The organism is Nostoc sp. (assembly GCF_036917465.1).
In the GTDB taxonomy this organism is placed as follows: Bacteria; Cyanobacteriota; Cyanobacteriia; order Cyanobacteriales; family Nostocaceae; genus Nostoc.
In genome coordinates, this window is the sequence record NZ_JBALDL010000086.1 from 241,589 (window position 1) to 254,864 (window position 13,276).

The 13,276-nt window shown below is 39.9% G+C and carries 11 protein-coding genes; 2 read left to right on the plus strand and 9 right to left on the minus strand.

Annotated features, from left to right (window positions below; genetic code table 11):
* Positions 1-572: 572 nt before the first annotated feature.
* The 9 genes from hflX to V7K38_RS22170 form a co-directional block, all read right to left on the minus strand.
* Positions 573-2,318, minus strand: coding sequence for a GTPase HflX (gene hflX / locus V7K38_RS22130; RefSeq protein ID WP_334860682.1), 1,746 nt, complete (start codon positions 2,316-2,318; stop codon positions 573-575).
* Between the two features lie 154 nt (positions 2,319-2,472).
* Entirely contained in the window at positions 2,473-3,444 is a 972-nt protein-coding gene (gene cofG, locus V7K38_RS22135; RefSeq protein ID WP_334860657.1) for a 7,8-didemethyl-8-hydroxy-5-deazariboflavin synthase subunit CofG, read from the minus strand.
* 248 nt (positions 3,445-3,692) lie between these two features.
* Positions 3,693-4,454 (minus strand): beta-carotene ketolase CrtW, encoded by a 762-nt coding sequence (gene crtW, locus V7K38_RS22140; RefSeq protein WP_334860659.1) that lies wholly within the window; start codon positions 4,452-4,454, stop codon positions 3,693-3,695.
* Positions 4,455-5,301: 847 nt separating this feature from the next.
* Positions 5,302-5,751, minus strand: a complete 450-nt coding sequence (locus V7K38_RS22145) for an SRPBCC family protein (protein ID WP_334860660.1) — start codon at positions 5,749-5,751, stop codon at positions 5,302-5,304.
* Positions 5,752-5,770: 19 nt separating this feature from the next.
* A complete protein-coding gene (locus V7K38_RS22150) occupies positions 5,771-5,959 on the minus strand; it encodes a CPXCG motif-containing cysteine-rich protein (RefSeq protein ID WP_334860686.1) in 189 nt (62 codons plus the stop codon).
* Between the two features lie 131 nt (positions 5,960-6,090).
* Entirely contained in the window at positions 6,091-7,746 is a 1,656-nt protein-coding gene (locus tag V7K38_RS22155; protein ID WP_334860661.1) for a B12-binding domain-containing radical SAM protein, read from the minus strand.
* 121 nt (positions 7,747-7,867) lie between these two features.
* Complete coding sequence (locus tag V7K38_RS22160; RefSeq protein ID WP_334860663.1) at positions 7,868-8,122, minus strand: SemiSWEET transporter; 255 nt, start codon at positions 8,120-8,122, stop codon at positions 7,868-7,870.
* Between the two features lie 458 nt (positions 8,123-8,580).
* Positions 8,581-9,462, minus strand: coding sequence for a hypothetical protein (locus V7K38_RS22165; protein ID WP_334860665.1), 882 nt, complete (start codon positions 9,460-9,462; stop codon positions 8,581-8,583).
* Positions 9,463-9,491: 29 nt separating this feature from the next.
* On the minus strand, positions 9,492-10,982 hold the full coding sequence (locus V7K38_RS22170; RefSeq protein WP_334860667.1) for a hypothetical protein: 1,491 nt from the start codon (positions 10,980-10,982) through the stop codon (positions 9,492-9,494).
* Between the two features lie 272 nt (positions 10,983-11,254).
* Between V7K38_RS22170 and V7K38_RS22175 the strand changes: the two genes are divergently transcribed.
* Together V7K38_RS22175 and V7K38_RS22180 are read left to right on the plus strand one after the other, a co-directional pair.
* Positions 11,255-12,970, plus strand: coding sequence for a tetratricopeptide repeat protein (locus V7K38_RS22175; RefSeq protein ID WP_334860669.1), 1,716 nt, complete (start codon positions 11,255-11,257; stop codon positions 12,968-12,970).
* On the plus strand, positions 12,954-13,276 hold a 323-nt coding region (locus V7K38_RS22180; RefSeq protein ID WP_442940790.1), incomplete at its 3' end, for a hypothetical protein. The genes V7K38_RS22175 and V7K38_RS22180, both read left to right, overlap by 17 nt.

Genomic DNA, 13,276 nt, shown 5'->3' on the forward strand with positions numbered 1-13,276 from the left:
AATGGAGATTTTCAGTATTTCCACTTGATATATCTTTCTAAATTAAAATTGTATATATCCACGTTGAATAATCAATATTTGGTTTATCGATGTTATTACTTAATCAACAGATTTGTAGGAGATATTGATTATTCCGTGAGTAAGAGTTGTAGGTTGCATAGAGCGCAGTGTTACCTTGTAGAAAGCCAGCCTGCAATAGGTATCTCACCCCAATCTACACGAGTAGATGTTTTAATCTTTCACTAAGTACATGAGTTAAATTAAATATAGGACTCCAATCTGATGCTTTAAAATATACTGAGTGTGAAAAATCAGCTTTATCAGAGTTTTATTTAAAATATTGTTCAAAAATCAGATAGGAGTCTCATATAAAACCACTGGACTGGTGTGGCAATGCTAAAATAGTGCATTAAAAGTCTCTGGAAAATTAAAGTTTAAAAGGCAGAATTCAATTTTTCTACTCTTCCCTATAACAATGCAATAAATAAGGGAAGGCAATTTATCGCCTTCCCCAAAGTTAAATATTCACGACACCAATATAAAGTGCCAACATTGAAGTAGTTACTCAACATTTACCTACTGTCAACCGCATATTCAATTAGTTGAGCAAGGCGGTGGCGTAGGGTTTCTAATCCCAAGCGCTGACTGGCAGAAATAAATACCGCTAGAGGGAATTCTTCTCTAGCTAAAGCTAGCGTCTCACTATTTGCTTGATCAATCTTGTTAAAAATAACTAGCGCCGGGCCAGGAGTTATCGGCATTTGTGCCAAAATTTCTCTGACTGAGCGAATATGACGCAACCAAGCTGGGTGAGACAAATCCACCAAGTGGAGTAGGGCATCAGCTTCTGTGACTTCTTCCAAGGTGGCGCGAAAGGCATCCATTAATGATGCGGGTAGTTCGTGTATGAAACCTACCGTATCTGTAATCAGAATTTCCTGATGTTCATTTGTTTCGCCATAAGGAATCACTAAACGGCGAGTGGTAGGATCGAGAGTTGCAAATAGTTGGTCGGCTGTATAAACTTCTGCATTAGTGAGAGCATTCAACAGAGTAGATTTACCAGCATTGGTATATCCAACCAAAGCCACTGAGGGAATTTCTCGATGCTGCCTTCGTTGCCGTAACCGCGAACGATGAGCCTGTAACTGGGTTACTTCTTTTTGCAGTCGGGATATGCGCTGTCCAATGGCACGGCGTTCAGTTTCTAGTTTGGTTTCACCAGGGCCACGAGTCCCTATACCACCACCCAATCGGGACATGGTGCGCCCTCTACCAGCTAGTCGTGGCTGCATGTATTCTAGCTGTGCTAGTTCTACTTGCAACTTACCGGCACGAGATTGAGCGCGTTGAGCAAAGATATCCAAAATTACTTCGGTGCGGTCAACTACCCGGATGCCAATTTGCACTTCTAAGTTGCGGACTTGGGAGGGTGAGAGGTCGCGGTCGAAGACAACGAGATTGACTCCTAGTGTTTGGGCAGTTAGAGCAATTTCTTGGACTTTACCTTCGCCAACTACTGTTTGGGGATGAACGCGCGATCGCTTTTGTCGGATTGTCTGTAATACATCTCCCCCAGCAGTATCAACTAAACGCGCCAATTCTACTAGGGTGTCTTGGAATTGTAGGGGAGTTGTCTCACTGGTCATTAGCCCGACAATTAGCACGCGATCGTTGTCAGCATCTACTTCTTGGGCGATAAATTCGCGCTGGAATTCCGCTTCCAGATTTTCTACCAAATCTACTAAATCCTGGTCTGCCAAATCATCCAAATCCATTGGTGGCGATATATTCCAACTTGGGGTTTGAATTTGGCTTTCCCCTACCTTGAAAGCAGCAGGACTAGTAATCAGAGTGCGGGACTCTTGGGGTATGAGATGAGCTAGATAAGCTTCTTTGACATATCCAGTTGCACCGCCTCCCCGCCGTGTAAAGCCTGTTCCGGTAATATTTAGAACAACTAGAGCATCTAAGCGTTGCAGGGCCATAGCCGTGAGTGCCGCTTCATTTGGCGGTTCTGGCTTCAGATGGGTGGCGATGCAACGAATACCACTGAGTCGTTCTGCACCGTAACGGGGCAATTCCATCGGTGGTATTTGCGTTTGTCGCGGTGTGCCTACCCCGACGCGAATCACTTGTCCGCGACGGTTGATGTAAGCGCACACTGGCTGATTGACTTCTGTGCTAATTGCTGCCAGACGCTGGGAAAACTCAGGCGTGGTGATGCGATCGCCTGGTATACGCTGGTGATACAGCCTCTGTAGTTGTTTCAGCTGGCTGGACTTCAAACCTTGGAGATTTCCGAAGATAGTTTCTATAGGCGTTTATGACCAGTAAATGGCCCCCCAATCCTTATATGTCTATTTTACAACAGGGTTTAGGCTGCCATCTATATCTTCTGAGGGATGCATTAGGAATTTGTCGCCCACAGTCTTGATTTAAAGCTATTTTGGTGGTGTGAGTATAGCAATGTTAAACCAATAACATAGCATTCCGCGATCGCTTCACTGCTGTTTGTAATTCTTCCGATAGCCAGCTATCAAATTGCGGATAAACTGGCGATCGCGGCACTAATTCCCACCCAGCAGGCTGTAAAATATTTCTCAAAGCCTGTTCCTGAATATGGGGATAATCAGGATTCACTTCATCTTTTGGCCCTATTCCGCCCAAATCCCTAGCACCAGCTTGAATACAAGCGAGTAACCAGCAGTCATCCTTAACTAAATTCGGCGGAATTTGAATAGTAATATCTGGCGGTAAAATCTCACGGGCTTTAGCAATTACTTGTGGTAACTGATGGGGATTAAAAGGTGGTGCATCAAAAGTTTGCTGATTTCCAGGACTATGAGGTTGCAGAATGACTTCTTGAATATGATGGTAACGTTGGTGCAAGTTAGATATAGCTTCTAAGGTTTCCCACCAATCATTAACGGTTTCTCCAATTCCCAAAAGTAACCCAGTTGTAAAGGCAATTTGTAACTCTCCTGCCCACTGCAATTGTTGTAAACGAATTTCTGGTAATTTACTCGGTGCGTGTCGATGTACACTATTTAACAATGTTGGCGTTAACTGTTCCAACATCAGCCCCATCGAAGCATTTACACCTTTAAGCTTTTGCATTTCATCAAAGCTCAAGGGCCCCACATTAGTGTGTGGTAAAAATCCCATTGCAAGCGCTAACTTGCACAAATCATAAATTAGCCCAAACCACTCCTCACGCTTTGGCGAATTTGGATGAACTTCACCGCTTAGTATGAGGATTTCACAGATTTTTTCGCTTTGAAGTGGTTTTAAAATATTTCTTGCATCTGAAAGACTCATCCAGGGACTTTTACCAGGTTCACTACGAAAGTTGCAGTAACTACACCGATTAAAGCATTCGTAAGTGGGAACAATTGTATAAGCAGGGCTATAGGTGACAAGATGAGAATTATTAATTGGCATAAGCCGGATAATTTCAAAGAATGCCTTGCTTAAACTATATATAGCAATTCTATGTGATTTGTGAAAATTACTTTTTTAACGAAGCACAGAGGCACAGAGAAGCCAGTGCATTGGGCGGCTTCCGCGACTTGTAGCAACTGGCGCGACACAGAGAGAAGAGTCAGCAGAAATTTTTACAAATGATTTAGTAATGCTATCGATTACCATCTGACTCTTATTTATTGCCATGATATTTAGATAAATAAGAACTATTTGCTTTTATAAATTTCTGGTAACTGCCACCAAGGAACATGGGGATACTCGTGATGTTCCTCATGATAGCCAAAATGATAGCACGTAATAAATGACCACCAAATTGGACGATTAATCGTTTGGGAACGATGGGGCTGAATATAACCTCCTATGGGTTCACTATGAGGTAGGAAAGTACCAAAGTAAAATAGTTGGAATGAACTTAAAAGCGAAGGAATTACCCAAAAGTAAGTTAGATTATCAGATGGTATATGGAGGACGTGATTATTAAAGTGATAGATAGTAGTCAAGGCAATGATTTGTCCCCAACTCCAGTAACCCTTCATAAAATGAAAATACCACGCGAAGAAATTTTTGTATTTCCCATTATGAAAATCTGGGTCTATTTGACTCGCTGGATTGTGGTGGTGTATCCAATGTTTTTTTAATAATTTTTTATATGATAAAAGGCCATATAGAGATAAGGTTAATGTCCCAATAAAATTATTAATCTTGGTATTTTGGGGAAATACTACCCCGTGCATAGCATCATGAGATGTAATAAATAACCCTGTATATAAAAATGTTTGCCAAAGTATGGTGGGCAATAGAATCCAAAATGTTAACTTGGAAATGTCAAGGGAAAGTAATAAACTCAGGCTAATGACCCATGCAGTAACAATGAGAATAGCAATGAAAAGTCCCTTAAACTGAGATTTATTTTTCCCTACTGTGGTCAGTTTTGTTTGATGATTGGGTGGTTGTTCTAATTGAATCACGCTTTTACTCCGCCTAGTATTCAGGTAAAAATTCCTAAAATATAGTCACGACAAAAAGCACTAACCAGCATTCAGAAAACTCTATTAGTGGTCAGTGTTTTGGATTGGACAGTGCCAATACTATAATAATATGTACAAACGTAAAGATACTTTAACTATTATTACATATACAAGCGCTATACCCAAAACTGTTTTCGGTTAAAAGGCAAAAAGTATAAATAACAACGCCAATAATTTTAGCGTTTACAGAAAACAGTGTTTCTATTTGGTAATTTCTAAATAGATGAAGCCTTAAAAATAAATAGACGTTTATATAATAGTTAGCGGTAAAAGCAGGGAATTAAGTTAAGCAATTTCCTGTTTCCGGTGTAGCTTTTAAAGCGGCATCGTGAGTAAATACTGAAACTTACCATATTCTAAAGTTCGGACTAAAGACATTTTCTCGTTAGAAAAAGTAGCCTTTTATATTTGTACAGATTTGGAGAGAATCAACTAGGACTGACGCAAACAATGGTCAAAACCCTTATTTTCAGGTAGGAGCAATTCATGAATTGCCCCTACAGTGTGTAGTTTTGCGTAAATCTTATAAACGTCTATGGCTTTTTTCTTGTTTTTGGAATTTTGAGATAACTTTAGGACTTACGCATTGACAGAAAACAATAAATATATATCGCGGAAAAACCATATTTCTCGTAAGGGTTTAGCATTGCTAAACCCCTACTCCACGGTTAATTTCTCGGTAAAAATATAATTAGTCAAAGTCTGAAACAAGCTATTTCGGTGAGAGCATACTATGACTAATTTGTACAGTGCATAAGTCCTAAACTTTATTGTTCAGCACATTTTGCTATCGTGACTCACATTCTCGTTTAGTCACATAATGGCGATAGCGAAACATTGCTTCTAGTTGCGCTTGCACTAACCAACCACTAACAAATTCAACTGTCCCTCCACCAGGCATAGAGAAGGAAATAGCATCAGTCAGCCTAGTTTTGCCAGCTTCCGATTCAAATTCATGTCGATGTACCCAAGACTCAAAAGGGCCAGAAATCTGTTCGTCGGTAAACAGGCGATATTTGTCGCATTCAGTATGACGCGCTAACCAAGTTAATGGTAATGGGCCGAGAAACAGGCGAAATTCTGTGATAGCGCCCACGTTCAGTCCCCCTTCACGGCGAACCACTTGGACTGGTTGCCAAGGTGGATTCAGCATTTGCAAAATATCTGGCCTTTCGTGAAATTTCCAAACTACTTCGGGTGAGGCATTTATTACTGAGGAATGTTTAAAGTGCAGCATGGAAAGAAAAACCTAAAATTCAACTTTCGGATTCTGTATCAATCTCGATATCTAGAGTATCTTCATCAACCCGGACATACAAAACATTTGGGTTACAACAAACTTGGCAATCTTCTACATAAGATTGCTGTCCTCCAGCACTCAAATCAATAAAAGTTAAGTTCGGTTCACCGCAATAAGCGCAGTAATACTCAGCTGTATTTTGCATCAAGTTTTTAGGATTGGAAATTGGGCATTGGGCATTGGGCATTGGGAATTGGGAATTGGATATTAAATTTTTATCTTAGTCCTTAATTCCCAGTCCCCAGTCGCCAGTTGCCAGTCGCCAGTCCCCAGTCCCTAGTCCCTAGCCCCCAGTAACGGCTGTAGTTCTTTTGGAGATGGGTTGATATAACTCTGGGCATCAGCCAAATGCTTTAGTAGTGTAGACTGTGGTAGAGGCCCTTGCAAGTGGCTCCAGGGTAATATTTGCTCTGTTGACCATTCGGCGTGGACGTAAAAATCTAAATCGGGGATTTGTCCTTTGAGTTGTTTGAAAGCACGTTTGTAGCTACCCAAGGAGTCGCCAAAGTCACGAGTTAGTTGCAGAAGTTGGGAGAGTCTACGATCGCCTCTCGACAACAAAGCTTGTATAATCGACCAATTATAGCTTTCTGGACGAAACTCTATCCCCTGTGGTTTTAGCTGTTTTTGCAAAAACTGCAACCGCTTTTCTGCTTGCCGATTTACCCCAAACCATTGAAATGGTGTGTGCGCTTTGGGGACAAATGTGCTGCATCCAAATGTTAGGCGTAATCCTGGTGCAGCTTTTTTGATATTACGCATCATCGTCACGGTTTGGTCTAAATCCTCTGCTTCTTCACCGGGAATTCCTGCCATTCCGTAGAGTTTCAAGCTTTTTAATCCGCCAGTTTTGGCATTTATCGCTGCTTGGATAATTTCGTCGTTATGCAGCTTTTTGTTGACAATTTGCCGGATTTTCTCAGAACCACTCTCTACTGCAATGGTAAGCGATCGCGTGTCTCGTTTTGTCAAAGTTTCTGCTAACTGGACTGTTACGGTATTGGTTCGCACTGAGGCAATACTGAGACGGACATCATCGTACTTTGGTTGACTGATATAATCTAGCAAATCTTCAAACTCTGGATGCTGAGTTACAGAAGCCCCCAATAATCCTAGTCGATTTGTGACTTCTAAACCTTTTGCGATCGCGGGAATTAAAGAATCTTCCAGACTGGCTGTTCTAAAAGGCAGTGTGAGATAACTCGCCAAACAAAAGCGGCACATTTCTGGACAACTTCTCACCACTTCCACCATATAAATATTTTCCCAAGCGGCTTTTTCGGTGACTACAGTCGAAGCCGATAGAGTATTTCCCCGATAAGTCTGTTTTTGCACCACTGCGGGAATTTCTGGAGAAATTGGTTTAATTGACTTGACTGCACCATCTTTTGTGTGATATTCGACTTCATACAAACTAGGAATATAAATCCCTGGGACTTGTGCAAGTCTTTTTAGTTGAGTTTGTCTAGAAGCATTTCTGACTTCTTTGTACGCCTCAATGAAATTTCCTAGTAGATTTTCGCCATCCCCCAGTAAAATTACATCAAAAAAATCTGCAAAAGGTTCGGGGTTAGCTGTGAGAACCGGGCCACCACCAAAAATTATCGGATGAGAATCATCACGAGAACTTGCTTGAATGGGAATTTCTAAAGATTCCAATAAATTTAAAATATTCACATAATCCAGTTCCCAGGAAATTGAAAATCCCACAATTTCTGGTGTTCTGGGGAGTTGTTCGTGAGTATCTGTAAACAGGCGACTCACCTGGACATCATCACGCATTGCCAAAGTTGCCCAAACTACCTGATAGCCAAGGCTAGTGATACCTACGCTATATTCATTGGGAAAGGCGAAGATTATGGGAATAGCGTTGGTGTCTGGGGTGGTGGGGGTGAAAAGGAGGCGTTCAGATTCAAATACAGATGAGGTCATGATAATTCGTAATTAATACAGTTACATAAAGGCTATAAACAGGTAGTTTACAATTGTTTTTCCTGTTAATAACAGAATATATCCCTTTTTATGGTGTCAGAGGTTTTAGTTATGAGTAGGGTTATCTATATTTAATTTTAAGCCATAGAATTATCAAGTTAAAAAACAATGTCACGCTATTAGCAAGAATAATTGGTAAGGCTTGTAGATAAATTCCGTAGATTAACCATAAAAAAACACCAATTATGAATGTAATCAGCGTAACTGAAGAAACATCTTTTGCTGATTTTGTTTGCCATGTTTTAAACATCTGTGGTAAGAATGCAGTACTGGTTAGTGTGGCAGCAGCTAATCCTAGAATTGTCAGAAAATCCATTTATATAAACCTATAAGCTCAAGTTTCTATTGGTTAAAATTTTTAGAGACTTATTTTCATTAAAACTTACGCAAATAATAATCATAATACTGATTTTGAGGTAGGAGCAATTCATGAATTGCCTCTAATGATGTAGTTTTGCGTCAGTAGGATTCATAATACTGTATTAATGTCTTCGGTTTTACATTGTAACGTGAGGTAGAAAGTGGAAAAAATAAAAAGGGAAAAGATTTAAAATTTTTCCCTTCTTCTTTAAGCCTTAGAGGATGTTTGAAAAGTCCTTTTCTTAGTAGCAAAACGTTTGAGATCCCCCTAAATCCCCCTTAAAAAGGGGGACTTTGATTCCAGTTCCCCCCTTTTTAAGGGGGGTTAGGGGGGATCAACAAGTGCCTAAAATCACAGCTAAATACTTTTCAAATAACCTCTTAGCCTAATCATCAAAAAATATATGATTGACGCTAGTGAAATTGATTAATTAATTCTTCACGGGATAACTGCAATAGTAAAGGCGTAAATTCTTCTGGTGGTAACGTCAATAAAGGTTCAATAATTTCTTGAAGTTCATTATCTACTTCACCAAAACGAAATTTGAGCAAGTTTTCCACCACCAAACGTTCTCCCTGCTGAATTCCTTGTTGTTTAGCCTGTTCTCGGTCTTGTTGGTAAAGTGGTGCTAATCGCATAAGTAATTCCCTATCTTCCTCATCTTGATTTTGAGTGACTTGTAAGTTTTGCTGCAAGTTGTACAGCAATTCTAACGCTGCTTTTCGGAAAGGATTATCTGGAGTCAGTGCTTCTAGTTCGTCAATTGCTTGCTTTTGAACGTTCCCTCTACCGATGATTCTCAGCCATAAAGTTTCTGATATGGATGGCAACTGATGAATTGCTACTATTGCGGTGCGTAAATATTCTGGCATAAAGTGTATCCCAGGCAAGTAGTCGTCTTTTGGATTAGCACCAAATCCTGATAAAAGTTGTGGTGATGCTGTGGGGGTAAGAATCCATAATTTTGGTAAATCAGATTCTAGAATGCGTGTTTTATTTCGATTGGCTTGTCGGTAGAAATCGCCACGCACCTCTAATAATTTTAAGAGACAATCGCAAATTTCTGTAGCTGACGCTGCGTTACGAAATGGTTCAAATAGAGAAGGGGTAGTGACAAGTTGACCTAATAATCCGAGGGTTTCTGGTATGTTACTTGGTTGTGGTTTGGGGATGAAATAAACATCAATTTGTCTAACTTCTCCTGCAACTCGTCTAGCTGCTTGGACTTCGCCGTAAGGAGTGAGTAATTGTTCGAGATAGTCTTTGGCGAATTGGTCATGAATAAATCTGGTCATGTGTTGATAGTTTGGTGATGCAACCCAGTTTATTTACTATTATCTTGCGACTTCTTGAGATAAGACTTAGCCCAAGAATAGCGTTGTGAATCTTTTTTCAGCAGGTACTCTATTACTTCTCGACGCTTATTTTCATCCTTAGCATTTTTCACTACTCGCTTGATTTCAGAATCCATATCTCTAGGATTAGCCCCATGTTTGATTGCTTCTTGAAACCAATACTCGCCATCTGAATATTGATACCGTTCAAAACAAATAGCTCCCATCAAGGTGTAAGGATGATGGCTTTCTGGCTGATACTCAATAGCTTGACGAGCGCAATTTTCGGATTTATCTAATTTTTCAATATCTCGAAAGGCTCCACCTCTGCTAGTTAGCAAAGCTGACCTAAGTTTATTCACCTGGATTCTGTCGAAGTGTAAATTATTCGTCAGTTGCAATGCCTGTTCTGGTTCATTTGCTTTGCGCCAATGGCTGCTAGCATTTACTAAATTCCATTTATTGTCAGTGCGCTGAAACTCCTGCTCATAGAAATTTGCTTCAATTGTGTGGTAAGCAATTAAAATCTTACCAGAGAATAATTTATATTCTTGACACATATAATAACTATATGTAGCTTGAGGTACTTCCGTTTTATTCTCTTGAAGCCAAGCAACATGTGTTGGTTCAAGTCGCTCCTTTAACTCAAGCTTTTGTAGAATTGTGTATAAAAGACTGGTGTGCGATTTATCTTGATAGTCTAAAACACCATATTTTGATTTCAACCCTGCAAAGTGCTTTTCTTGTGCGAGAATAATTATATATTCTCGCTCATGATTTTTCAGCCACTCAATTTCTGTTTCATTTAGAGTTTTCCCTGATTCTATATTTAACTCTAGAGTATTAGCATATTTATCATTAGCAATTTCATTTATAAACTCTTGTTTTTCAAAAAATTCTATAGTTTCAAAAAGTTCATTATCTAGCAGCCACTCATATTCAGCATCACTTAAACTTGCTTCTGTATCTAGCTTTTTGAGTATTTTATACACTGGGCTATCAGGAGATGAATCTTGATACTTGGTAGCATGATATTTATACTTTAGATTAGCAAAGTGTTTTATATCTTGAACAATTGTAATTGTTTGATTAAGATTATTATCTCGCAAGAATTTTACTTCTAAATCAGTCAAACTATTTTCTGATTCAAGTTTCCAAAGTATTGGATACAAAACACTGCCTACTGATGATTCCCAATTTTTAGCAACTTTATACTTAGCTTTTAGATGAGAAAATTCAGCTTCTAGTCTTTTGGATTCTCCCATTGTAAATTGTTGTAGCCAGATAATTTCAAGGGTTTCAAAAAGCTCATGCTCTTGTAACCAATTAGATTCTAAGTCAAGGAGTTCAATTCCCAAGTCAGCTTTTCGTAGTATGAAATACAGCAGACTCGCGGATGATGAATCTTGATAATTAGCAACTTGATATTTAGATTTTAGTGCAGCGAAGTGTTTAAGCCGATTTTGAGACTCTTTAACCATATTGATAGTAGATGCGATCGCACTTAATATATGTGTTATCCGCTACTATAACAATCTCAGTAAAAAACGGCGAGTCATACACCCACCGTTGTTATTTGCGGTGCTTGCTGGTGTTTAAGTCGCCTGAAAATCGTCGCACTGATATAATCTCACAGAAAATCAGGAATTAAAATCTTAGCAAGAGGCACAATAAGCTGGAACAATTATCAAAACATATCGTTAAGAATGCCGTTGCCTTTAAGCTAGGGAATGTCGAAATCCAGGAAAATTATATGAATGCTGAAGAATTATTAAACCAAGGATTAAACCACAGTTTACAAGGGGATTATCAAAAAGCGATCGCTACTTTCAACCACGCTATAGAAATCAACCCCAATTTTGCCACAGCCTACTCTCAGCGAGGTAATGCTCGTTACTTTTTAGCCGATTATCAAGGAGCGATCGCAGATCATAATCAAGCATTGCAAATCGATCCCAATCTCGCCCAATCTTACCACAGTCGGGGTAATGCCTACTTTGCTTTAGAAAAATACGACAAAGCGATCGCTGATTATATCAAAACAATCGAAACTAGTACCCAGTTAGCTGATAATATCAATATTGATATTGCCAATGCTTATCATAATCGAGGTGTAGCTTGTTTTGAAAAGGGCGATCGTCAAGGAGCGATCGCAGATTTTCAACAAGCTTTACAGTGGCATCCCAATTTTGCCGCAGCATACAGCAATCGGGGTAATATTCACCATATCTTAGGAAATTTTCCCGAAGCGATCGCAGATCATGACCGAGCATTACAATTAGATCCTAAGTTGGCGGAGGCTTATCATAATCGAGGTAATGCCCACTACTCTTTAGCAGATTATCAAAGTGCGATCGCAGATTACAACCGCGCTTTAGAACTAAATCCCAGGTTTGCCGGAGCATATTACAATCGGGGTTTGGTTCTTGCTCATCTCAAAGAATATCACCGAGCAATTGAGGATTTTAACCAAGCGCTAAAGTTAAATCCTGATGATGTGCAAGCCTATTGTGAACGGGGTCTTGTCCGTAGTACTCTTGAAGATTATAAGGGTGCGATCGCAGATTATGACCGAGCCTTACAAGAAAATCCGACTCTAGCTTTAATATATGGCTTTCGGGCTAATGCTCTCCGCCGACTGGGAGATTATCAAGGCGCAATTGAAGATAGCAATCGCCTATTACAACTCAATCCTAGTTTACCTGAAGGATATTGCGATCGCGCTGCGGCTCGTCGTTCTTTAGGAGATCATAAAGGAGCAATTAAAGATTACGATCGGGCATTAGAGATTAATGATAACCTAGCCGCAGCTTATTATGGTCGGGGAATTGCCCGTGAAGCTCTCCAAGATTTACAGGGTTCAATTGACGATAACACTCAAGCAATAGAGTTGGTTCCTGAATTTTCGCAAGCGTATTGTAATAGAGGAAATGCTCGTCGGCTTTTGGGGGATGAACAAGGAGCGATCGCAGATTATAATCAAGCATTGGAAATTAATCCTGATTTAATTGAAGCATATTACAACCGAGGTTCAACCCATTATGCTTTAGAAGCTTATGAAAATGCGATCGCAGATTACACCCAAGCTTTACAAATAAATCCCCAATCTGCTGCATTTTACAGCGATCGCGCTAATGCTCGCTATGCCCTAGAAGATTATCAAAGGGCAATAGAAGATTATAGTCGAGCGATCGCGCTCGACCCCAGTTTTGCTGAAGACTGGTACAATCGGGGTCGTAGCCGTTCTCTATTGAGAGATATACAGGGAGCGCTTACTGACTTAAATGAAGCCTTACAGCTTCAGCCTCATTGGGCTTCAGCTTACATCCTTCGAGCAGATGTCTACCAAAATTTAGGTGATTCTCAAAGAGCAATTGCGGATTTCCAGAAATCCGCAGACTTGTATTACCAAGAGGGAAATGTTCAGTATTATCAACAAATTACTGAGCTAATTGAACAACTTCAATGAAGATAGTGGGATTGGGTATGGAGGAATAGGGGATAAGTCTTTAATACTCACTGACGAGTCTTTGATACTCGTGAATGAGTCTTTTAACTCCGTTAACGAGTCTTTGATACTCGCTGACGAGTCTTTTAACTCCGTTAACGAGTCTTTTAACTCCGTTAACGAGTCTTTAATACTCGCTGACGAGTCTTTTAACTCCGTTAACGAGTCTTTGATACTCGCTGACGAGTCTTTTAACTCCGTTAACGAGTCTTTGATACTCGCTGACGAGTCTTTTAACTCCGTTAACGAGTCTTTGATACTCGCTGA

What these genes read in the sequence shown, in the direction of transcription:
- cofG (WP_334860657.1), bottom strand. Translation starts at nt 3,444, where the DNA reads ATGCCAATTAATAATTCTCATCTTGTCACCTATAGCCCTGCTTATACA.
- V7K38_RS22160 (WP_334860663.1), bottom strand. Translation starts at nt 8,122, where the DNA reads ATGGATTTTCTGACAATTCTAGGATTAGCTGCTGCCACACTAACCAGT.
- V7K38_RS22165 (WP_334860665.1), bottom strand. Translation starts at nt 9,462, where the DNA reads ATGACCAGATTTATTCATGACCAATTCGCCAAAGACTATCTCGAACAA.
- V7K38_RS22170 (WP_334860667.1), bottom strand. Translation starts at nt 10,982, where the DNA reads ATGGTTAAAGAGTCTCAAAATCGGCTTAAACACTTCGCTGCACTAAAA.
- V7K38_RS22175 (WP_334860669.1), top strand. Translation starts at nt 11,255, where the DNA reads ATGAATGCTGAAGAATTATTAAACCAAGGATTAAACCACAGTTTACAA.
- V7K38_RS22145 (WP_334860660.1), bottom strand. Translation starts at nt 5,751, where the DNA reads ATGCTGCACTTTAAACATTCCTCAGTAATAAATGCCTCACCCGAAGTA.
- V7K38_RS22150 (WP_334860686.1), bottom strand. Translation starts at nt 5,959, where the DNA reads ATGCAAAATACAGCTGAGTATTACTGCGCTTATTGCGGTGAACCGAAC.
- V7K38_RS22155 (WP_334860661.1), bottom strand. Translation starts at nt 7,746, where the DNA reads ATGACCTCATCTGTATTTGAATCTGAACGCCTCCTTTTCACCCCCACC.